The organism is Enterobacter sp. JMULE2, from assembly GCF_013337145.1.
Lineage (GTDB): Bacteria > Pseudomonadota > Gammaproteobacteria > Enterobacterales > Enterobacteriaceae > Enterobacter > Enterobacter mori.
In genome coordinates this window covers 328,580-349,551 of sequence record NZ_SGWD01000013.1, presented here as the reverse complement: position 1 = coordinate 349,551, position 20,972 = coordinate 328,580, and the positions used below count along the sequence as shown (strand labels likewise).

18 protein-coding genes and 1 tRNA gene are annotated in these 20,972 nt (G+C 55.9%); 11 read left to right on the top strand and 8 right to left on the bottom strand.

Going from position 1 to position 20,972, the window contains the following annotated elements; translation table 11 throughout:
* Position 1: 1 nt before the first annotated feature.
* Positions 2 to 691 carry a tRNA (guanosine(18)-2'-O)-methyltransferase TrmH gene (gene trmH, locus EXW94_RS13905; RefSeq protein WP_042714440.1) on the top strand — a complete coding sequence of 230 codons (690 nt, stop codon included), beginning with the start codon at positions 2 to 4 and terminating at the stop codon, positions 689 to 691.
* Between the two features lie 3 nt (positions 692 to 694).
* Positions 695 to 2,776 (top strand): ATP-dependent DNA helicase RecG, encoded by a 2,082-nt coding sequence (recG, locus tag EXW94_RS13900; protein ID WP_174340344.1) that lies wholly within the window; start codon positions 695 to 697, stop codon positions 2,774 to 2,776.
* Between the two features lie 2 nt (positions 2,777 to 2,778).
* On the opposite strand, the gene gltS is transcribed toward recG, so the two are convergent.
* Entirely contained in the window at positions 2,779 to 3,981 is a 1,203-nt protein-coding gene (gltS, locus tag EXW94_RS13895; RefSeq protein ID WP_108417283.1) for a sodium/glutamate symporter, read from the bottom strand.
* 225 nt (positions 3,982 to 4,206) lie between these two features.
* Between gltS and EXW94_RS13890 the strand changes: the two genes are divergently transcribed.
* Together EXW94_RS13890 and EXW94_RS13885 are read left to right on the top strand one after the other, a co-directional pair.
* Positions 4,207 to 5,598, top strand: coding sequence for an NCS2 family protein (locus EXW94_RS13890; protein WP_042714436.1), 1,392 nt, complete (start codon positions 4,207 to 4,209; stop codon positions 5,596 to 5,598).
* Between the two features lie 119 nt (positions 5,599 to 5,717).
* Entirely contained in the window at positions 5,718 to 7,406 is a 1,689-nt protein-coding gene (locus EXW94_RS13885) for an AsmA family protein (RefSeq protein WP_174340343.1), read from the top strand.
* Between the two features lie 142 nt (positions 7,407 to 7,548).
* On the opposite strand, the gene yicI is transcribed toward EXW94_RS13885, so the two are convergent.
* Positions 7,549 to 9,867, bottom strand: a complete 2,319-nt coding sequence (gene yicI / locus EXW94_RS13880) for an alpha-xylosidase (protein ID WP_174340342.1) — start codon at positions 9,865 to 9,867, stop codon at positions 7,549 to 7,551.
* A 12-nt stretch (positions 9,868 to 9,879) separates the two neighbouring features.
* Positions 9,880 to 11,271 (bottom strand): glycoside-pentoside-hexuronide family transporter, encoded by a 1,392-nt coding sequence (locus EXW94_RS13875; protein WP_174340341.1) that lies wholly within the window; start codon positions 11,269 to 11,271, stop codon positions 9,880 to 9,882.
* A gap of 286 nt (positions 11,272 to 11,557) precedes the next feature.
* Between EXW94_RS13875 and EXW94_RS13870 the strand changes: the two genes are divergently transcribed.
* A tRNA-Sec gene (locus EXW94_RS13870) sits at positions 11,558 to 11,652 on the top strand.
* A 5-nt stretch (positions 11,653 to 11,657) separates the two neighbouring features.
* On the opposite strand, the gene EXW94_RS13865 is transcribed toward EXW94_RS13870, so the two are convergent.
* Both EXW94_RS13865 and EXW94_RS13860 read right to left on the bottom strand, forming a co-directional pair.
* Entirely contained in the window at positions 11,658 to 13,163 is a 1,506-nt protein-coding gene (locus EXW94_RS13865; protein ID WP_023334005.1) for a reverse transcriptase domain-containing protein, read from the bottom strand.
* A gap of 246 nt (positions 13,164 to 13,409) precedes the next feature.
* The gene (locus tag EXW94_RS13860; protein ID WP_065189817.1) at positions 13,410 to 13,571 is read right to left on the bottom strand and encodes a YlcI/YnfO family protein; all 162 of its coding nucleotides are present in this window, start codon (positions 13,569 to 13,571) and stop codon (positions 13,410 to 13,412) included.
* A gap of 128 nt (positions 13,572 to 13,699) precedes the next feature.
* Here EXW94_RS13860 and EXW94_RS13855 point away from each other — a divergent pair, with 128 nt between their 5' ends.
* Both EXW94_RS13855 and EXW94_RS13850 read left to right on the top strand, forming a co-directional pair.
* Positions 13,700 to 14,041: a SymE family type I addiction module toxin gene (locus EXW94_RS13855; protein ID WP_023334004.1), complete on the top strand. Its 342-nt coding sequence runs from the start codon at positions 13,700 to 13,702 to the stop codon at positions 14,039 to 14,041.
* Positions 14,042 to 14,099: 58 nt separating this feature from the next.
* Complete coding sequence (locus EXW94_RS13850) at positions 14,100 to 15,128, top strand: virulence RhuM family protein (RefSeq protein WP_159077889.1); 1,029 nt, start codon at positions 14,100 to 14,102, stop codon at positions 15,126 to 15,128.
* On the opposite strand, the gene EXW94_RS13845 is transcribed toward EXW94_RS13850, so the two are convergent.
* The 3 genes from EXW94_RS13845 to EXW94_RS13835 form a co-directional block, all read right to left on the bottom strand.
* Complete coding sequence (locus EXW94_RS13845; RefSeq protein ID WP_174340340.1) at positions 15,118 to 15,573, bottom strand: GNAT family N-acetyltransferase; 456 nt, start codon at positions 15,571 to 15,573, stop codon at positions 15,118 to 15,120. The genes EXW94_RS13850 and EXW94_RS13845 overlap by 11 nt on opposite strands.
* Before the next feature lie 65 nt (positions 15,574 to 15,638).
* A complete protein-coding gene (locus tag EXW94_RS13840) occupies positions 15,639 to 16,685 on the bottom strand; it encodes a class I SAM-dependent methyltransferase (RefSeq protein ID WP_174340339.1) in 1,047 nt (348 codons plus the stop codon).
* Between the two features lie 78 nt (positions 16,686 to 16,763).
* Complete coding sequence (locus tag EXW94_RS13835) at positions 16,764 to 17,288, bottom strand: lipocalin family protein (protein WP_044069391.1); 525 nt, start codon at positions 17,286 to 17,288, stop codon at positions 16,764 to 16,766.
* 117 nt (positions 17,289 to 17,405) lie between these two features.
* Between EXW94_RS13835 and EXW94_RS13830 the strand changes: the two genes are divergently transcribed.
* From EXW94_RS13830 to EXW94_RS13815, 4 genes are all read left to right on the top strand, one after another.
* Positions 17,406 to 18,131: a MerR family transcriptional regulator gene (locus tag EXW94_RS13830; protein ID WP_126815731.1), complete on the top strand. Its 726-nt coding sequence runs from the start codon at positions 17,406 to 17,408 to the stop codon at positions 18,129 to 18,131.
* 99 nt (positions 18,132 to 18,230) lie between these two features.
* Positions 18,231 to 18,641, top strand: coding sequence for a hydroxyisourate hydrolase (gene uraH, locus EXW94_RS13825; RefSeq protein ID WP_174340338.1), 411 nt, complete (start codon positions 18,231 to 18,233; stop codon positions 18,639 to 18,641).
* A 102-nt stretch (positions 18,642 to 18,743) separates the two neighbouring features.
* Entirely contained in the window at positions 18,744 to 19,703 is a 960-nt protein-coding gene (locus EXW94_RS13820) for a DUF523 and DUF1722 domain-containing protein (protein ID WP_174340337.1), read from the top strand.
* A 146-nt stretch (positions 19,704 to 19,849) separates the two neighbouring features.
* Positions 19,850 to 20,938 (top strand): AAA family ATPase, encoded by a 1,089-nt coding sequence (locus tag EXW94_RS13815; RefSeq protein ID WP_172701442.1) that lies wholly within the window; start codon positions 19,850 to 19,852, stop codon positions 20,936 to 20,938.
* The last annotated feature ends 34 nt before the right edge of the window (positions 20,939 to 20,972 follow it).

The following is a 20,972-nucleotide window of genomic DNA, read 5'->3' as shown; positions in this document are numbered from 1 at the left end:
TATGAATTCACAACGTTATGCACGTATCTGCGAAATGCTCGCCAGGCGTCAGCCTGACCTGACGGTCTGCATGGAGCAGGTGCATAAACCTCATAACGTCTCTGCTATCGTTCGTACCGCAGATGCCGTCGGCGTGCATGAAGTGCACGCCGTCTGGCCGGACGGCCGCATGCGCAATACGGTCTCGGCGGCGGCAGGCAGCAACAGCTGGGTGTCTGTCAAAAATCATCACACCATTGGCGAAGCCGTATCGCACCTGAAAGGGCGCGGGATGCAGATCCTTGCCACTAACCTGTCCGCTAAAGCCGTAGATTTCCGCGAGATCGACTACACCCGCCCGACCTGCATTTTGATGGGTCAGGAGAAAACCGGGATCTCTCAGGAAGCGCTGGATCTGGCGGATCGGGACATCATCATTCCGATGATCGGCATGGTGCAGTCTTTGAACGTCTCCGTGGCGTCTGCGCTCATTTTGTATGAAGCGCAGCGCCAGCGTCAGAACGCCGGGATGTACGAGCGCAGCAACAGCATGCTGCCGGAAGAGGAACAGCAGCGCCTGCTTTTTGAAGGCGGTTATCCGGTTCTGGCTCGCGTTGCGAAGCAGAAAAAATTGCCTTACCCCCACGTCAACGCGCAGGGCGAAATTGAAGCCGATGCCGAGTGGTGGGCCACCATGCAGTACGCCGGGTAAGCGATGAAAGGCCGCCTGCTGGATGCCATCCCGCTAAACAGCCTGACGGGCGTGGGCGCGGCGCAAAGCAATAAGCTGGCAAAAATTGGCCTGCACACCGTGCAGGATCTCCTGCTTCACCTCCCCCTGCGTTACGAAGACCGCACCCAGCTCTACAAGATTGGCGATCTCCTTCCCGCCATTTACGCCACCGTTGAAGGCGAAGTCCTGAACTGCAACATCACCTTCGGCGGACGCCGGATGATGACCTGCCAGATAAGCGACGGCACCGGTATTCTCACCATGCGTTTTTTCAACTTCAACGCGGCGATGAAAAACAGCCTGGCGACGGGCCGCAGGGTGCTGGCCTATGGCGAGGCCAAACGCGGGAAGTACGGCGCAGAGATGATCCACCCGGAGTACCGCGTACAGGGCGATCTCAGTACGCCGGAGCTGCAGGAGACGCTCACCCCGGTTTACCCGACGACGGAAGGCATCAAGCAGGCGACGCTGCGTAAACTCACCGATCAGGCGCTGGAGCTGCTGGATACCTGCGCTATCACCGAGCTGCTGCCACCCGAGCTGGCGCAGGGCATGATGAGCCTGCCCGAGGCGCTGCGCACCCTGCACCGCCCGCCGCCAACGCTGCAGCTCAGCGATTTAGACAGCGGCAAACACCCCGCCCAACGGCGTCTTATCCTTGAGGAATTACTGGCGCATAACCTGAGCATGCTGGCGCTTCGCGCTGGCGCACAGCGTTTCCACGCCCAGCCATTAAGCCCGCGTGATGAGCTCAAAGATAAGCTGCTGGCCTCGCTGCCGTTTAAACCCACCGGCGCGCAGGCGCGCGTCACCGCCGAGATTGAACGCGATATGGCACTCGACGTGCCGATGATGCGCCTGGTGCAGGGCGACGTGGGTTCCGGCAAAACGCTGGTTGCCGCCCTGGCGGCCCTGCGCGCGATTGCCCACGGCAAGCAGGTGGCGCTGATGGCGCCGACCGAACTGCTGGCTGAACAGCACGCCAACAATTTCCGCGCCTGGTTCGCGCCGCTGGGCATTGAAGTGGGCTGGCTTGCCGGGAAGCAAAAAGGCAAAGCGCGCCTTGCGCAACAGGAAGCCATTGCCAGCGGGCAGGTGCAGATGATTGTCGGCACGCACGCTATCTTCCAGGAGCAGGTGCAGTTTAACGGTCTTGCGCTGGTGATTATCGACGAGCAGCACCGCTTCGGCGTGCATCAGCGTCTGGCATTATGGGAAAAAGGTCTGCAGCAGGGCTTCCACCCGCATCAGCTGATCATGACCGCTACACCGATTCCGCGCACCCTGGCGATGACCGCCTATGCCGATCTGGATACCTCCACCATCGACGAACTGCCGCCGGGCCGTACCCCGGTCACAACGGTCGCCATTCCTGACACGCGCCGCAGCGATATCATCGACCGCGTGCGCAACGCCTGCACCCACGAAGGCCGTCAGGCCTACTGGGTCTGTACGCTTATTGAAGAGTCTGAACTGCTGGAAGCGCAAGCTGCCGAAGCAACGTGGGAAGAGCTTAAGCTGGCGCTGCCGGAGCTGAACGTGGGTCTGGTTCACGGACGCATGAAGCCCGCCGAAAAACAGGCGGTGATGCAGTCGTTCAAACAGGGTGATTTACATCTGCTGATCGCCACCACGGTGATCGAAGTCGGCGTGGACGTCCCCAATTCCAGCCTGATGATCATCGAAAACCCGGAACGTCTCGGCCTTGCCCAGCTCCACCAGCTGCGCGGGCGCGTTGGCCGTGGCGCGGTAGCGTCCCACTGCGTACTGCTCTACAAAGCCCCGCTCTCGAAAACCGCCCAGATGCGGTTGCAGGTGCTGCGCGACAGCAACGACGGTTTTGTGATTGCGCAAAAAGACCTGGAGATCCGCGGCCCGGGCGAACTACTGGGAACGCGCCAGACCGGGAACGCCGAATTCAAAGTGGCGGATTTGCTGCGCGATCAGGCGATGATCCCCGAAGTTCAGCGCCTGGCTCGCCATATTCATGAACGCTACCCCGAACAGGCGGCAGCGTTAATTGAGCGCTGGATGCCGGAAACCGAGCGCTACTCCAACGCCTGATTTCAGGCAAACATCGGCAGCATCAGGTACAGCTTAATCACCAGCGCGTTGACGATATCAATGAAGAACGCCCCGACCATCGGGACTACCAGAAACGCCATGTGCGATGGCCCGAACCGTTCAGTGATCGCCTGCATGTTGGCGATAGCCGTTGGGGTAGCCCCCAGACCAAACCCGCAGTGACCCGCCGCCAGCACCGCCGCATCGTAGTTTTTACCCATCATGCGCCAGGTCACGAACATGGCGTACAGCGCCATAAACAGCGCCTGCACCGCCAGTATCGCCACCATCGGCAGCGCCAGCGAGGCCAGCTCCCACAGTTTGAGGCTCATCAGCGCCATCGCCAGGAACAGCGACAGGCAGACGTTGCCGAGCACCGATACCGCCCGTTCAAACACGCGGTAGAAGCCCATCAGCGCCAGACCGTTGCTCAGGATCACCCCGATAAACAGCACGCAAACAAACGTCGGCAGTTCAAATGCGGAACCCGCCAGCCATTGCGCAACCACTTTGCCCACGGTCAGGCAGATGGCGATCATCGCGATGGTTTCAATCAGCACCAGCGAGGTAATGCTGCGCCCGACGTCCGGTTTTTCGAACGCGGTCGGGACCAACTCATCGTCAGGTCTGCCGTTCGGCGTGGTGGAGTGCTTAACCAGATATCGCGCCACCGGACCGCCAATCAGGCCACCCAGCACCAGACCAAAGGTCGCACAGGCCATCGCCACTTCCGTCGCGTTTTCAAAACCGTAGCGCTCGACGAACAATTTACTCCACGCCGCCCCGGTACCGTGACCGCCTGACAGCGTAATCGACCCTGCCAGCAGCCCCATCAGCGGATCCAGCCCCAGCAGCGTTGCCATGCCGATGCCAATGGCGTTTTGCATCAGCAACAGCCCCACCACCACAATCAGGAATACGCCGAGCACTTTACCGCCCGAGCGCAGGCTCGCCAGATTGGCGTTCAGACCGATGGTGGCAAAGAAGGCCAGCATCAGCGGGTCTTTCAGGGACATATCAAAATCGATTTCCCAGCCCATGCTTTTTTTCAGTATCAGCAGGGCCAGCGCCACCAGCAGGCCACCGGCGACAGGTTCAGGAATGGTGTATTTCTTCAGAAGGGAAACGCTATGTACCAGCTTACGGCCAAGCAGTAAGACCAGCGTTGCGGCAACAAGGGTCGACAACGTATCGAGATGAATCATAGAAGGCTCCTGTTTTGCGCGTGTTCCATACACACGCGGCGTTATCCTGGGCCGGTTTGCGCTCGTCATGAGCTCCCGGCGCAAAAAGTGTAATTTTTTTTCCCGATGGGGAGTAGAAAACCTGCGCGCAGCGGCAGAATTTCTTCCCTTTTTTTGCTGGCAATCGTTTGCTTTTACCAGGTGGTCAGATAAAATGCCCGCTTTTCCACCGTGGGATTGCCGCCGATGTCCGTTAACACAATAGAGTCGCCTGATGCGCAACCGATTGCGCAGAAGCAAAATAGCGAACTGATTTACCGCCTTGAAGACCGCCCGCCGCTGCCGCAGACGCTTTTCGCCGCCTGCCAGCATCTTCTGGCGATGTTTGTTGCGGTGATCACCCCGGCGCTGCTGATTTGCCAGGCGCTCGGTTTACCGGCGCAGGACACGCAGCACATTATCAGCATGTCTCTTTTTGCCTCCGGCGTCGCCTCTATTATTCAAATTAAAGCCTGGGGTCCGGTAGGGTCGGGATTATTGTCGATTCAGGGCACCAGCTTTAACTTCGTGGCACCGCTAATCATGGGCGGTACGGCGCTGAAAACCGGTGGGGCGGATGTTCCAACCATGATGGCGGCGCTGTTCGGCACGCTGATGCTGGCCAGCTGCACGGAGATGGTCATCTCCCGCGTTCTGCATCTGGCTCGCCGCGTCATTACCCCGCTGGTTTCCGGCGTGGTCGTAATGATTATCGGTCTGTCGCTGATTCAGGTGGGCTTGACGTCCATCGGCGGCGGCTATGCGGCAATGAGCGACCACACCTTCGGCGCACCGAAAAACCTGCTGCTGGCAGGCGTGGTGTTGGCAATCATCATTCTGCTTAACCGTCAGCGTAACCCTTACCTGCGCGTGGCCTCGCTGGTTATCGCGATGGCGGCCGGTTACCTGATGGCCTGGGCGCTGGATATGCTGCCGCAAAATACCGCACCGACCAATGCCGCGCTGATCACTATCCCAACGCCGCTCTATTACGGGCTGGGCATTGACTGGGGCCTGCTGCTGCCGCTGATGCTGGTCTTTATGATCACCTCTCTGGAGACCATCGGCGACATCACCGCTACCTCGGACGTCTCTGAGCAGCCGGTGTCCGGTCCGCTGTACATGAAGCGTCTGAAAGGCGGCGTGCTGGCGAACGGCCTGAACTCGTTTGTCTCTGCGGTATTCAACACCTTCCCGAACTCCTGCTTCGGTCAGAACAACGGCGTGATCCAGCTGACCGGCGTGGCCAGCCGCTACGTCGGGTTTGTGGTGGCGCTGATGCTGATCGTCCTCGGCCTGTTCCCGGCGGTAAGCGGCTTTGTGCAGCACATCCCCGAGCCGGTGCTGGGCGGCGCGACGCTGGTGATGTTCGGCACTATCGCGGCCTCCGGCGTGCGTATCGTCTCCCGCGAGCCGCTGAACCGCCGCGCGATCATGATTATCGCCCTGTCGCTGGCGGTCGGTCTGGGCGTTTCTCAGCAGCCGCTGATCCTGCAGTTTGCGCCTGACTGGGTGAAAAACCTGCTCTCTTCCGGCATTGCCGCAGGCGGTATCACCGCTATCGTTCTGAACCTCGTTTTCCCGCCTGAGAAAAATTGATTTCTCTCACGGCAGGCTGTCAAGGCCTGCCGTGACATCTCTTTACACCATTCCCGCCTTGAGCATTGCGCATAAATCGTGCATAACTCCTGTATGTACGTTTTGCGGGATGGAAGACCATGAAATTTATTGGAAAGCTGATCATCTATCTTCTGTTAGCCCTGCTTGTGGTAGTGCTGGCATTCTATATTTTGCTCCAGACCCGCTGGGGCGCGTCGCAGGTCAGCAATTGGGTTACGGTAAACACCGATTACGAACTCAACTTTGACCTGATGGATCACCGCTTTTCATCCCCTTCTCACCTCATTCTGGAAAATGTCACCTTTGGTCGTGACGGCAAACCCGCCACCCTGGTGGCCAAAAAAGTTGATATCGGTTTAAGCAGCCGTCAGGTAACCGATCCGCTGCATATGGACACCATTACCCTGTTCGATGGCACGCTGAACCTCTCTCCGCAAACCGCGCCGCTGCCTTTCCAGGCGGACCGCTTGCAGCTAAATAACATGGCCTTTAACAGCCCGAATACCGAATGGGACCTGAGCGCGCAGAAAGTCACAGGCGGCGTCAGTCCGTGGCAGCCAGAGGCGGGCAACGTGCTGGGCAAAAATGCGCAGATCCAGATGAGCGCAGGCTCGCTCACCCTGAACGGCGTCCCGGCCAGCAACGTCCTGATTCAGGGACAGCTCAACGGTAAAGAGGTGGTGCTGAGCACCATTGGCGCGGATATGGCGCGCGGCTCGCTCACCGGCTCCGCCCTGCGTAACGCTGACGGCAGCTGGATTATCGACAGCATGCGTCTGAATGAGATCCGCCTGCAAAGCGATAAATCGCTGATGGATTTCTTTGCTCCCATCACCACGCTCCCTTCCCTGCAGATTGGTCGGCTGGAAGTGACCGACGCACGCCTGCAGGGGCCGGACTGGGCGGTGACCGATCTCGATTTAAGCCTGCGCAACCTGACGCTCAGCAAAGGCGACTGGCAGAGCCAGGAAGGGCGTTTGTCTATGAACGCAAGCGAGTTTATCTACGGCTCGCTGCATCTGTTCGACCCGATCCTGAACGCTGAATTCTCCCCGCAGGGTATCGCGCTGCGCCAGTTCACCTCTCGCTGGGAAGGCGGGATGGTACGCACCTCCGGCAACTGGCTGCGCGACGGCAAAGCGCTGGTGCTGGATGATGCCGCCATCGCCGGGCTGGAATACACCCTGCCTGAAAACTGGAAAACGCTGTGGATGGATCCACTGCCGGAATGGCTGAACAGCGTGACGCTAAAAAAATTCGGCCTGAGCCGCAACCTGGTGATCGACATCGATCCCGCCTTCCCGTGGCAGATCACCTCTCTGGACGGCTATGGCGCAAACCTGCAGCTGGCGAAAGATCGCCAGTGGGGCGTCTGGGGCGGCAGCGCAACATTGAACGGTGCGGCCGCGACCTTTAACCGCGTGGACGTGCGCCGTCCGTCGCTCGCGCTGAATGCGAACGCCGCCACGGTGAACATTACCGACCTGAGCGCCTTTACCGAGAAAGGTATTCTTGAAGCCACGGCAACGGTTTCACAGCTTCCACAGCGGCAGACCACGGTGAGCCTGAACGGGCGCGGCGTGCCACTCAACGTGCTGCAGCAGTGGGGCTGGCCTGCTTTGCCGATCACGGGCGACGGCAATATTCAGCTCACCGCCAGCGGCAGCGTGCAGGCGAATGCCCCGCTGAAGCCGACGGTGAATGCAAAGCTGAGCGCGGTAAATATGGATAAACAGCAGGTGCAGCAGACGATGGCGGGCGGTGTTGTTTCAACACCGGTGCAATAAACAAGCCGGGTGGCGGCTACGCCTTACCCGGCCTACGAGGTTTTGGTTCCCTCTCCCTGTGGGAGAGGGCCAGGGTGAGGGCATCAGACCGCATTATTATCGTAGGCCCGGTAAGCGAAGCGCCACCGGGCATTTTTGCGGCTCAGAAGTGAACCACCACCTCATTCCCCTCCGCTTTCACCACCACGCCCCGCTCGCTGCCCGCGTGTGAGCCGCCCTTCACGCCGCCTACCTTCTGCACGTTGCACAAGCACACCGACCAGTTTTTCGCGTCTCCCACGCCGGTAAAGGTCACGATGCCGCCCTGACGTGACGCCTTCAGCGTAAACACCACGGAGCCGTCCGCCGCGGGCACTTCGCTCACCGCCGTTGCGCCGTCGTCCAGGTTAAACAGCTGGAAGGCCGTCCCCTCATTCCACGCGTAGTCCGGCTTCTGGTTATTGTTACCCAGCGCCAGCAGCGTGTTATCGCGCACATAGACCGGCAGGCTCATGAAATCGTACTGCTGCTTATGCCAGCGGCTGCCCTGAATTTCGTCGTTGTGCCACAGGTGCGTCCATCGGCCTTCCGGCAGGTAGAACTGCACGTCGCCCGCCTCGGAGAATACCGGCGCAACCATCACCGAATCCCCCAGCATGTACTGGCGGTCGAGATAATCGCACGCCGGATCGTCCGGGAACTCCAGCATCATCGCCCGCAGCATCGGCGTGCCGAACTCGCGCGCCAGCGCCGCCTGACGATACAGGTACGGCATCAGCTGACACTTCAGCTGCGTGAAATGGCGCACCACGTCGCAGGACTCGTCATCGTACGCCCACGGCACGCGGTAGGATTTGCTGCCGTGTAAGCGGCTGTGGCTGGAGAACAGCCCGAACGCGCACCAGCGTTTGTAGACGTGCGCCGGGGCGGTGTTTTCGAACCCGCCGATATCGTGGCTCCAGAACCCGAAGCCGGACAGGCCAATCGACAGCCCCCCACGCAGGCTTTCAGCCATCGATTCGTAGTTGGCGTAGCAGTCGCCGCCCCAGTGTACCGGGAACTGCTGCGCCCCCACGGACGCGGAGCGGGCAAACAGTACCGCCTCTTCTTCCCCCACCGTCTCTTTCAGCACGTTCCACACCAGCTCGTTATAGATGTAGGCGTAGTGGTTGTGCATCTTCTGCGGATCGGACCCGTCGAACCACTGCACGTCCGTCGGGATACGCTCGCCGAAGTCGGTCTTGAAGCAGTCGACGCCAATGTCCACCAGGCCTTTCAGCTTGTCGGCATACCACCGGCACGCGTCCGGGTTGGTGAAGTCGTAAATCGCCAGCCCCGGCTGCCATTTGTCCCACTGCCACAGGGAGCCGTCCGGGCGCTTGAGCAGGTAGCCCTTCTCTTTCAGCTCCCGGAAGATCGGCGACTTCTGGCCGATGTACGGGTTAATCCACACGCAGACCTTTAGCCCTTTCTCTTTCAGGCGGCGAATCATCCCTTCCGGGTCCGGGAAGGTCACCGGGTCCCACTCGAAATCGCACCACTGGAAGGCCTTCATCCAGAAGCAGTCGAAGTGGAAGACGTGCAGCGGCAGGTCGCGCTCGGCCATGCCGTCGATAAAGCTGTTTACCGTGGCTTCGTCGTAGTTGGTGGTGAACGAGGTGGTCAGCCACAGGCCGAACGACCACGCAGGCGGCAGCGCCGGACGCCCGGTGAACTGCGTATAGCGGTTCAGCACCTCTTTCGGCGTCGGGCCGTCGATCACGAAGTACTCGAGATATTCCCCTTCCACGCTGAACTGCACTTTGGAGACCTTCTCGGAGCCGACTTCAAACGAGACGTTTTCCGGGTGATTCACCAACACGCCGTAGCCACGGTTGGTCAGGTAGAACGGGATGTTTTTGTAGGACTGTTCGGTGCTGGTGCCGCCGTCGCGGTTCCAGGTTTCAACCGTCTGGCCGTTGCGTACCAGGGCGGTAAAGCGCTCGCCCAGACCGTAGACCGTTTCCCCCACGCCCAGATCCAGACGTTCGAACACGTAATTGCGATCGGTATTGCTGTCCTGCACGTAGCCGTTGTTTTTCAGCTGGCTGCCGGTAATGCGCTGGCCGTTGCGCAGGAAATCCAGCGCCCAAAACTCGCCTTTGGTGACGCGCACGCTGACGCTGCCGCTTTTCAACTCGGCAAAATCGGCGTTGTTTTCAATCTCAACCTTCGCATCTTTCAATACGTTGAGCGGGTAGTGCGGGCCGTTATTCAACGCGCCCTGGAAGTGCTCGATGCGCACCCCGACGATCCCTTCCTGCGGGGCAAACAGGCGAACCGTGAACATCAACGTGTCGAGCTGCCAGGTGCGCTCGCGCACGTCGCGTGGCGCCACGTACACCACCAGGTCGTTACCCTGTAGCTCCACGTCGAACACCTGAACCGGATACGTCACGTTCAGCCCCGGTTGAATAAGCCAGTTTCCATCACTGATTTTCATACTTTCGTCCTCTTAGTTCTGTAATTCTTTGCTGACCGGCAGGTTTTCAAACTCCTGCTGATTGCGACGCGCGCCCTGCGCCAGCTCGCCCATGATTTTGGTCAGAAAAGGGGTTTTCAGCGTGTAGTAGCGTTTGGCGATGATGGCGCTCAGCACGTAGCAGACCGCCGGGACCAAGGTAAACAGGCCGATAATGATGCTGATGGTCGCGCTGTTCTGGGTCTTGGCTGCCGCGTCGTAGCCGCCGCCTGCCAGCATCCAGCCGATCATCGCCCCGCCCAGGGCCAGGCCGAGCTTCAGCACGAACAGCGTGCCCGCAAAGCTGATGCCGGTCAGGCGCTTGCCGTTAGTCCATTCGCCGTAGTCGACGGTATCGGACATCATCACCCACTGGATCGGCGTCACCAGCTGGTGCAGCACGCCGATGACGAAGATAAAGGCGAACATCAGCACGGTGGCGTGCATCGGGACGAAGAACATCGCCACGCTGACCACCGCCAGCGCGGCGTTGGTCCACCAGAAGATGCTGACCTTGCACTTCCAGTCGGTGAGGGGTTTCGCCAGCGCGGAGCCGATCAGGTTGCCGACGCAGTAGGTGGTGAGGAAAGCGACGAACACCTCCGGCGAGCCCATGATCCAGGTGCAGTAGTACATCATCGCGCCGCCGCGCACGCAGACGGCGAGGATGTTGAGGATGGTCAGCACGCCGACGATGCGCCACTGGTCGTTGTGCCAAATGTCGCGCAGGTCTTCCCGCATGGACGTGGTGCTCGGCGGCACCTGGATGCGCTCTTTGGTGGTAAAGAAGCAGAACGCCAGCATCAGGAACGCGACCACCGACAGCACGGCGATGCCGCCCTGGAAGCCGAACGCCTTATCGTCGCCGCCAATGAGGTTCACCAGCGGCATCATCAGCACCGTGGAGAGCATGCCGCCCGCGGTCGCCAGCACAAAGCGCCAGGACTGAAGGGAGATACGCTGCGTCGGGTCGTTGGTGATCACGCCGCCCAGCGCGCAGTACGGGATGTTGACCACGGTATAGAGCAGGGTCAGTAGGGTGTAGGTAACGGCAGCATAAACCATTTTACCGTTGAGGCTGAGGTCCGGCGTGGTGTAGGCCAGCACGCAGACGATCCCGAACGGGATGGCACCAAACAAAATCCACGGACGAAACTTGCCCCAGCGGCTGCGGGTGCGGTCGGCAATCAGCCCCATGCACGGGTCGGAGATCGCATCCAGCGCGCGCGCCAGCAGGAACATGGTGCCGACAAACCCGGCGGGAATGCCGAAAATATCGGTGTAGAAAAACATCATGTACAACATGACGTTATCAAAAATGATATGGCTGGCGGCGTCTCCCATGCCGTAGCCAATCTTCTCTTTAACTGACAATACTTCGCTCATTTTTTTATCCTTCACGCTGTAGGGGGCGCTGAGACCGGTTACAACGTTTTAAACCATCGTTTCAGGAGCGGGTATTGCGTTTTCTGGTTAGCAGATTACGTTTCTTGTTTTTTGTGATCGCGGTAAATGTTGAGAGAACGAGGGGCTAACATGAGGATTTTCTTAGGAATTAACTGAAACAGGGGTGTACAGGTCAAAAGAGAGGTGAAAAAAGTGGTGTGGGGTATGTGGTAAATGTCTGAAAGTAGCTATAATGCGCCCCGCCTCCATGTAGCAATCGAGGCGCGGAAGATCGTCATCTCCGGTGAGGTGGCTGGACTTCAAATCCAGTTGGGGACGCCAGCGTTCCCGGGCAGGTTCGACTCCTGTGATCTTCCGCCAGTCCCCTACCATCGGTAGTTGTAATTTTGTGAATTGGGATTCATTACTCTTTCAATGCCATTTTCTATTAACCCTTTCCTTAATGCTTTGCTGATCAAAAGGAAACTAGGAATCTCCAATAATTTTTTTCCATTAATTTTAACTTTTGAACAATTAGTAAGTAAGTTAACTTTAGACTGATTGAATGGGAAACTATGATTTCTGTTATATCCATGCTGAGCAAGAAGTTTTGATCTTAACAATAAAGCTCTATAAATAGTAGAAACTAACCATCCATCCAGTTCTCTTAACTGCCTCTCATTCGTGACGAGTGGGTAAAAGCTCATTACACCTTTAAAGAAAATTCTTTTTGACCTTCCAGAAAGAAAGTTTTTAATGGTAGTATCCTGAAGACCACCGTACATATACCTTCTAATCTGAACCATTGCTCTTAAAAAATTTACATCTTTATCATTGGCAGGAATTGACTGACCAGCAAGATTCCCCTTTTTTAACGGCTGAATAAGATTTCTGTATAAAAGATAAGATATTTGTTTTTTTATTTTAAGAACTGATGAGTGTTTAATAGACACCTTATCTACAGCTAAAGAGTAACCCAGAAAATCGAGGCTTTTCTTTGATACTATCTCAGACTTTAATCCATCCTTTGTTAATAAGGATATTCCGTCTGATTTCTTTACATTAATTTTTACACCAGCACTCTTCGAAAATTCAGTAATCAAATTAAAGGCATTACAAATTTTTGAATACTCTCTGGTCCAAACAATTGTATCATCCGCATATCGAGAGAACTTTACACCTTCTCTTTCAAGTGCTTGATCAAAATTCCAGCAGCACAAATTAGCCAAAAATAGGCTAATTGATGTACCTTGAGGGATGCCTACACTTCGCTCAGCAAGAAACGCCTTAATTATATATTTCTCTTCTTGACTAATATAAAAACCATTGAGATTAAACTGTTCAAAAAGGAACCTATGTTCAATAGTCCCGAAAAAATCTGAAAAATCGAATTCTGCAATAAACATCCTTTCACTAAGCGATAGGTCGACGAATATATCCTGTATTGCAAAATGAACATTTCTGTCGTTTCTGTATGCATATGAAAAAGAGCTAAATCGATGCTTGTTTTTTTCTAAAAGGCGATTAAAGAAAAACTTTGAAACCGCAGCATCAGGTATTTGATATATTGATACAGTTCTTTCACCACCACCTTTTTTTGGAATCTGTTTTAAATGAACCTCACTTGGTTTATATGTTCTATTTTCAATTTTCTTGGCTATAGAGTGCGCGATTGATTTATGTTTTCGTAATACGTGGAATGGATTAAATCTTTTATCTTTCTCCCAATAATCAGGAGTATGAATTTCTTTAGCCTTAGTATATGAATGGCCGAAACGTTTAATGTTTCTGATATGCTCAAGATGCAATCTATTATGATATGCGTGGTAGCGTTTAATAAGTTTTTTGGCTTCTTCTTTAATAATTTCACTTAAAGATTCTTCGAGACTCATTTTATCCTCCATAAAAAAACCCGAGACGTAGCTCGGGTTATTCCGCGGTGCAAGCCCAAGTAAAAGTAAGTTATCACTTGGTTGGAAAAGGTTCGACCCCACTCCCCCATCGATCCACAAAGTGGATCGGAGACCTCTTTCGAGGCAGAAGGCAAGACCACTACACCTATTAGGCGCTGGAGAAAAGAATGCATCAATTATCAGTTAAAAACAACTTTGATATGAGATTTAACTGAAAAAATGCAACTACTGCGAACTAAGTCGCATTCTACAAGCCTCTTTCACCCACTTACTAAAATTCCCTTTCCCGGCAGCCTTCTCAATCTGCTCCAAAAGCTCATCCTCAAACCGAATATTCTTCATCGTGCTCTTGGTACGGTCAAAATTTGGTTTCTTTTTCTCTTGCATGGTAGGTACCACTTCGGTTAGTTTATCTGCATGTGGTACCTACCACATGGATTTGGAATTCTGACAACGCCCAGCAGTGTTGGAGCACTAAAGGGCGTCTAACCTCACCAACTATCAAGGAGTTGATTATGGCTGATTCGCATTCTACCCCAGACACCGACCAATCCGGAACCGAGCGTTCGTTGATTGTGGGATACCGCCCGAATGTTTTCGACAAATCCACGCCGAAAATCATTCTTTCCGGCAAGTGGCTACGCGCAGCAGGTTTTGATACCGGACAGCAGGTCACGGTAAAGGTCATGAAAGGATGTATCGTTCTGGTGGCGTATAATGAGCAGGAGCAGCGGTTGCAGGATGATTATAAACGGACGAAAGCAAAGCTTATTGAGATAGAGGATGCGCTTGCAGCGATCCAAACTCCGCGTCCTGGAAAGCGCCTCGCAAAATCAAATACAAACCACCTGGCTTAGCACCTATTTCTGGCATACTACGAGCTTGCAGGCATCAACCTTATGACGCGGAGGCAGCATGACATATGAAGAATTAATCAATTCACCAGCCGGTGAGTTCGTCATGTTTGCCAGCAAAGATGGAAAAGTTCGCATTGAATGCCGCTTCGAAAGCGATACGTTGTGGCTCTCACAAGCTACGATCTGTGAGTTATACGGCAAAGCCAAAGCAACGATCAGCGGGCATATCAAGAACATTTTTGATGAGGATGAGCTGGTCGAAAATTCAGTTGTTCGGTTTTACCGAACAACTGCCAGTGATGGTAAAGTATATAACGTTCAATACTTTAGCCTGCCCGTCATTCTCGCCATCGGCTATCGCGTCCGCTCAACACGAGGCACACAGTTCCGTCAGTGGGCCACCCAAACGCTGCAGGAATATCTGGTAAAAGGCTTCGTTATGGACGACGAGCGCCTGAAAAATCCGCCTGTCGGACCATCCGCCGTACCTGACTATTTCGATGAAATGCTGGAACGCATTCGCGATATACGGGCCAGCGAACGCCGGGTATATCTCCGTGTGAGGGAGATTTTTGCATTAGCCGCCGACTATCAGCCGTCGCTCAAAGAAACCACGCAATTCTTCCAGACCATCCAGAATAAACTGCATTTTGCCTGCACGGGCCACACCGCTGCTGAGTTGATTCACCAACGTGCGGACGCCACTCAACCGCATATGGGGCTGACCAGCTACAAAGGCGAAGAAGTACGTAAAAGCGATGTCACCACTGCAAAAAATTATCTGTCTCAGGATGAGGTGAGCGAACTTAATCGCGTTGTTAATATGTGGCTCGATTTTGCCGAAGATCAGGCCAAACGCCGCAAGCAGGTATTTTTACGAGACTGGCAAACCAAACTCGATCAGTTCCTGCAATTTAACGACCGGGACGTTTTAGAAGGGTCAGGCAAAATCAGCAAGAAAGCGGCTGATGAAAAGGCGTGCTCAGAATACATTGAGTTTGAAAAAAAGCAGCGCCTGCTGAAAGAAGCCGAAGGTGAGAAAGATATCGTCGGCTTATTAAAATGGGATAAGCAGGCTAAGCGCTAATCCCAGTATCCCTGCTCAGCTTCATATGCAGCAACGGAAACGGATTCCCCTGCCCGTCCAGTTCCGAGCGCCCGACCTGCTCAAACCCCATATGGCGATAAAACGCGACGCCCTGCGGGTTCTGCTCATTCACGTCCACTTCGTTCGCGCCAAACTCTGCAATAGCGTATTGCAGCAGCAATTTCCCGACGCCCTTTCCCCGGCTCAAATCATCAACAAACAGCATTTCAATGCGGTTTTCATCCACGCCTAAAAAGCCGTGAATAACGCCTGCGTCATCGCGAGCAATCACGACCTTGAGATTAGGAAGATAGGCGTTGAGCAATAGCGGGCGCAGCGCCGCAATATCGCTTTCCTGTAAAAAGTGATGGGTGGCGCGGACGGAGGATTCCCAGATCGCGACCAGACGTTCGAAGTGTGGGGGGAGTGCGGTTTCAATTTTCATGGGGGGATCATGATTGGAAAACCGAAATATTTCAAGCCACTCTTTACGGTCTTTTCCCCCTCACCCTAACCCTCTCCCAAAGGGAGAGGGAACTGGCCGTGCGGTTTTTCATCCCCCACCCTAATCTCCATCACCGCGTACACCCCGTCCTTCGGCACTACCACGGTGACGTTTTCCACCGGCACGCCCGCCGCGAGGTGGATATCCTGAAGCTGCTGTAACGACCTCGGGTGAATATCCTCCCAGCCGATCCCCCGCAGCACAAAGTCAATTTGCGGGCTGCTGGTGAGCATGTTCGACACAATCACCGCACCGCCGGGCTTGACCAGCCGCAGCGCGCGCTGGAGAAAAATCACCGCATCGGTATCGTTGAAGTATTCGAAAATCCCCAGCGCGTCGACCAGTTCGGCCTGGTGCTCGCCCAGCTCCAGCAGCAGGTCCTCGTTACGCACCAGCGTATGGAGCAGGTTGCGCCTGAGCAGCGTCAGCTGTTCGCCCACCACAATCCCTTCCTGCGCCGCCATGGTTTCGGCCCAGCTCAGGGCGACGGCATCTTTATCGACCAGCGTGAGATACACCTGCTGACCATCAAGTTTGGCATTGCGGAGCGCTTCCAGCACCGGGATGGCGGCCCCGCTCGCCAGGCTGACCCAGTTATTTTCACTGTCGTTGTGAATGTATTTCTCCACCAGCGCGGCCAGCACGTGGGCACGGGAGCGCACGCCGATGGCATCATTGGCGTGGATAAACCACTGGCGACTGTCGCTGTCCATTTTCGTCCCTTCGGGAAGACGCTCTTCCAGCGGGTTTTGCACCACAAAAAGCGCCAGCGCGGAGGGAACCAGCCGGGTTCGCCACGCGGTGAGCGCCGGACGGTTGCGAAAGGCTTGTTCGGAATAGCGGTTCTGCGGGACAAGCACCGCCTGGCCGCCCTCTTCCCATTCAACAAAAGGAGCGCGGAGCGCCGGATCGGCTTTCAGTCCCCGATCGATGGCATTTATCTCCCGGACGGTATCGCCTTTCATCGGCCACCGATCGCTGACGTCGGGAAAGGACGCACTGAAAATCGTCATATTTTCCGGTGCATCGCCGCGAAAAGGCTGCCAGTTCATGTCGTCTTTCCTCCGTTAGGCTTTTAACGGAAGTCTATCCAGGCGAGCCAGTAATACCCTACGAAGAAAGCACGATCTTCACTGCTTCACCCACACCAGCTGGTCAACCTGGAATCCCAGACCGCGCGCGGTGTTCAGGTAATCCTGTTTCACCGCATCCGGGATGGTTGGCGTGCGCGACAGGATCCACAGGTAGTCGCGGTTCGGGCCGCTGACCAGCGCGTACTGGTACTTATCGTCCAGTTTGATCACGTTATACCCGCCGTAGAACGGGCCGAAGAAGGACACCTTCAGCGCGGCCGTGGTCGGTTCGCCGGTAAAGTAGGCTTTACCCTCGCTCTCATTCCACTTGTTCTTCACCGGGTCGTAGCCGCGGTTAAGCACGCTGATGCCGCCGTCGCTGCGCTTGCCGTAGGTGGCGGTCACCTGCTCCAGACCGCGTTCAAAGCGGTTTTCCAGGCGAGCGACTTCGTACCATTTGCCAAGATAGCGGCTGGCGTCAAAACCGGAAATGGGCTGCACGCCCTTCGGTGGGGTGGGGGATTTACAGGCTACCAGCGTCAGGGCAATGGCAACACCGGTCACAACAGGCCATAGCTTCATGAGAATTCCTTTCATTTGCACGGTTGGAAATTAAGTGTAGTGCACCGCGGCGGCGCTTCATCCCGTCCGCGAAAATTCGTAGTATATTGAGAGTATTCCTCAACTCTGGACACGGACATGGCTTACTCCATCGGCGAATTCGCCAGACTCAGCGGGATCACCGCCACCACGCTGCGGGCCTGGCAGCGGCGCTACGGCTTACTCAAGCCTCAGCGCACGGAGGGCGGCCACCGCCAGTACAGCGATGAGGACGTCCAGCAGGCGCTAAAAATCCTCGACTGGGTAAAAAAAGGCGTCCCGATTGGCCAGGTCAAACCGCTGCTGGAGCGCCCTACGTCGCGCCTGACCAACAACTGGCTCACGCTGCAGCAGACCATGTTACAGCGCCTGCAGGACGGCAAAATCGAGTCCCTGCGCCAGATGATTTACGACGCAGGACGCGAGTACCCAAGACCAGAACTGGTCGCGAACGTGCTGCGTCCGCTGCGCAGTCAGGTGTCGGCAAACGTCGCCGCCGCCATGACCCTGCGGGAGATCCTCGACGGCATCATCATCGCCTACACCTCGTTTTGCCTGGAAGGCGATAAAAAAGCGCCAGGCGACAACATCCTGCTCAGCGGGTGGTACCTGAATGACCCGTGCGAAGTCTGGCTCGAAGCCTTAACCCGCACCGGGCAAGGCCACCGTATCGATATTTTACCCGCGCCGCCCGCCACGCTGGCCCCGGAGATTTTCCCGGACCGCCACTGGCTTCTGGTCACGCGCGGTAAACTCACCGCCGCGCGCAAAAAGCAGATCGAGCAGTGGCAGCAGCAGGTATCGCTTGAAGTGATTATCCTCTAATCATTTTCTCCTGCGGGAATCTTCACGAAAAGTTGAATATTTTCCCGCGCCACAAATGCTAACGTTTTCCTGTGACCGACAACCCCACAGGAAAACACAATGAAAAAAACTGCCTCTCTGCTGATGCTGACCACCCTGGCCTTTGCCCCTGCCGCCTTTAGTGCTCCTGCCGGCACGCTGAGCGTACACATTCTTGACCAGCAAACCGGGATGCCGCCATCGGACGTTACCGTCACGCTGGAAAAACAGCAGCAGGACAAATGGACCCCAATTGCCAGCGGCAAAACTGACCATGACGGCCGCATCAAATCGCTTTATCCGCAGGATCAGGATATGCAGCCCGGCGTCTATAAAGTGACCTTTAAAACCGCAGATTACTTCCACGGGAAGAAGCTGGACACCTTCTTCCCGGAAATCCCGGTGCTGTTCACCGTAACCCGCACCAACGAAAAGCTGCACATCCCTCTCCTGCTGAGCCAGTACGGTTATTCAACTTACAAGGGCAGTTAATCAACATTGATTTTAAAGGGAAATAAAAAATAATTCCGCTAATACTTGGACAAATTAGTCATGTTGTGTAAGTTTTAAAGAGAAGAACGGGAGGACCACACCATGTCAACAAAACCTGTGCTCGGTATTAGCGGATGTTTGACCGGGTCTGCCGTTCGCTTCGACGGCGGACACAAGCGTATGGGCTTTGTCATGGATGAACTGGCCCAGTGGGTGAGTTTCAGGCCCGTCTGCCCGGAAATGGCGATTGGCCTGCCGACGCCACGCCCGGCCATACGCCTGACGCTGACGGACAGCGGCGAAACGCAGCTCCGCTTCAGCAAGCCGCCCCATGATGATATTACGCAGAAAATGGCCGACTTTACGGCGGACTATCTGCCAAAAATCGGCGATCTGTCGGGATTTATCGTCTGCGCGAAATCGCCAAGCTGCGGCATGGAACGCGTGCGGTTGTATGATGAAAACGGCAACCGGGGCCGCAAGGAGGGTGTCGGGCTGTTCACCGCCGCCCTGCTTGAAACCTACCCGTGGCTGCCCGTGGAGGAAGACGGTCGGCTGCACGACCCGGTGCTGCGGGAAAACTTTATCGAGCGGGTATTTGCCCTGCACGAGCTGAACACGCTGCGCGCTAAAGGCCTGACGCGCCGCGCGCTGCTGGATTTCCACAGCCGCTATAAATTGCAGCTGCTGGCGCATCATCAGGCGGGCTACCGCGAGATCGGCCCGTTCGTTGCGTCGCTGCATGAATGGGAAGATCTGGACGCGTTCTTCGTGGCGTACCGCGAAAAGCTGATGACGATCCTGAAAAAGCCCGCTTCGCGGAAAAACCATACCAACGTGCTAATGCATATCCAGGGCTATTTCCGTAACCAGCTGAACAGCCGCCAGCGCGTCGAGCTGCGCGATGTGATCCTGCACTATCGCGACGGGCTGCTACCCATCCTCGCGCCGTTGACGCTGCTGAAACACTACATGGCCGAATACCCTGACCGGTATCTGATGACGCAAAACTACTTTGATCCCTATCCTGATGATTTGGGTCTGCGTCTGGCAGTAACCTGACGATAAAAATGCGAAGGCCCGTTTGACCCACAGAGGCCCAAAGCAGTACCCCGTTTAGACGACACCCTCACTGTCGTCTCTTTTTTGCATTCCACACAAAAGACTGTAATTATATACAGGTCCGTAACGCAAAAAAGGGACTGCCTGTGATCACCACCCTGCACATTCAAAACTACCGCTCGATTCGCGAAATGTCGCTGGAGCTGGAACAGCTCAACATCGTCTTTGGTCCAAACGGCACCGGAAAATCCAATATCTACAAAGCGATCCACCTGATGCACAGCGCTGCACAGGGGCAGTTTTCGCAGGCACTGGCGAACGAGGGTGGGATTTTAAAAGTGTTCTGGGCAGGCAAAACCCGCAGCGACCAGCTGCGGCGGATGAATTTGGCCGTTGAAACAGAAACCTACGAATACGAGCTGCAGGTAGGCTTTGTCGAAAAACTGCCTTACCCCTCACAGTTTCAACTCGATCCGGTGATCAAAGAAGAGTCCATCTGGCTGAGTGGTCAATACCGCCGCCCGTCGTCACAGCTGATGAAGCGTAAAAATCAGGCCGTGTTTCTGAACAACGTGCATCACGAGAAAGTCACCCACAGCGGCACGCTGTATGAGAACGAATCGGTGTTCGGCCAGCTTGGCGAGCCGCATCTTTACCCGGAAGTGTCGCAGATGCGCGAGTCGCTGCGTAACTGGCGATTTTATCACGAGTTTTCCGTCTCATCCGGCTCGGCCATGCGCGCGCCTCAGGTCGGTTTCCGCTCACCGGTGCTGGCCAGCGACGGCGCAAACCTGGCGGCGGCGTTTCAGACCATCGTGGAAATTGGCGACGAGCTGCTGCTGATGCGCATCCTCGACCAGGCCTTCCCCGGCTGCGTGTTTTACAGCGACAACACCGGCGGACGCTTCCGGATGATGATGCAGCGTGAAGGGCTAAGCAGACCGCTGGAGCCGGCGGAATTCTCCGACGGCACTCTGCGTTTTCTGTGCCTGGCGGTGGCGCTGCTCAGCCCGCGCCCACCGGCGTTTATCGCGCTCAACGAACCGGAAAACAGCCTGCATCCGCAAATGCTGCCCGCGCTGGCGAGCTTAATCGCCGAGGCCAGCCGCTACTCGCAAATTTGGCTGACCAGCCACTCGCCGGAACTGGCGAATTTAATTGAGAAACAGCGATCGTTTTCGCTTTATCAACTGTCGATGGTGGAAGGGGAAACGAAGGTGGAGAGGCTGGGGTAGTCTCCCAGAGTATGGAGACTATTTTTTCGCATCT

Bases quoted from the DNA above. Each gene is read 5' to 3' on its own strand.
- trmH (WP_042714440.1), top strand. From the start codon at position 2: ATGAATTCACAACGTTATGCACGTATCTGCGAAATGCTCGCCAGGCGT.
- recG (WP_174340344.1), top strand. From the start codon at position 695: ATGAAAGGCCGCCTGCTGGATGCCATCCCGCTAAACAGCCTGACGGGC.
- gltS (WP_108417283.1), bottom strand. From the start codon at position 3,981: ATGATTCATCTCGATACGTTGTCGACCCTTGTTGCCGCAACGCTGGTC.
- EXW94_RS13890 (WP_042714436.1), top strand. From the start codon at position 4,207: ATGTCCGTTAACACAATAGAGTCGCCTGATGCGCAACCGATTGCGCAG.
- EXW94_RS13885 (WP_174340343.1), top strand. From the start codon at position 5,718: ATGAAATTTATTGGAAAGCTGATCATCTATCTTCTGTTAGCCCTGCTT.
- yicI (WP_174340342.1), bottom strand. From the start codon at position 9,867: ATGAAAATCAGTGATGGAAACTGGCTTATTCAACCGGGGCTGAACGTG.
- EXW94_RS13875 (WP_174340341.1), bottom strand. From the start codon at position 11,271: ATGAGCGAAGTATTGTCAGTTAAAGAGAAGATTGGCTACGGCATGGGA.
- EXW94_RS13865 (WP_023334005.1), bottom strand. From the start codon at position 13,163: ATGAGTCTCGAAGAATCTTTAAGTGAAATTATTAAAGAAGAAGCCAAA.
- EXW94_RS13860 (WP_065189817.1), bottom strand. From the start codon at position 13,571: ATGCAAGAGAAAAAGAAACCAAATTTTGACCGTACCAAGAGCACGATG.
- EXW94_RS13855 (WP_023334004.1), top strand. From the start codon at position 13,700: ATGGCTGATTCGCATTCTACCCCAGACACCGACCAATCCGGAACCGAG.
- EXW94_RS13850 (WP_159077889.1), top strand. From the start codon at position 14,100: ATGACATATGAAGAATTAATCAATTCACCAGCCGGTGAGTTCGTCATG.
- EXW94_RS13845 (WP_174340340.1), bottom strand. From the start codon at position 15,573: ATGAAAATTGAAACCGCACTCCCCCCACACTTCGAACGTCTGGTCGCG.
- EXW94_RS13840 (WP_174340339.1), bottom strand. From the start codon at position 16,685: ATGAACTGGCAGCCTTTTCGCGGCGATGCACCGGAAAATATGACGATT.
- EXW94_RS13835 (WP_044069391.1), bottom strand. From the start codon at position 17,288: ATGAAGCTATGGCCTGTTGTGACCGGTGTTGCCATTGCCCTGACGCTG.
- EXW94_RS13830 (WP_126815731.1), top strand. From the start codon at position 17,406: ATGGCTTACTCCATCGGCGAATTCGCCAGACTCAGCGGGATCACCGCC.
- uraH (WP_174340338.1), top strand. From the start codon at position 18,231: ATGAAAAAAACTGCCTCTCTGCTGATGCTGACCACCCTGGCCTTTGCC.
- EXW94_RS13820 (WP_174340337.1), top strand. From the start codon at position 18,744: ATGTCAACAAAACCTGTGCTCGGTATTAGCGGATGTTTGACCGGGTCT.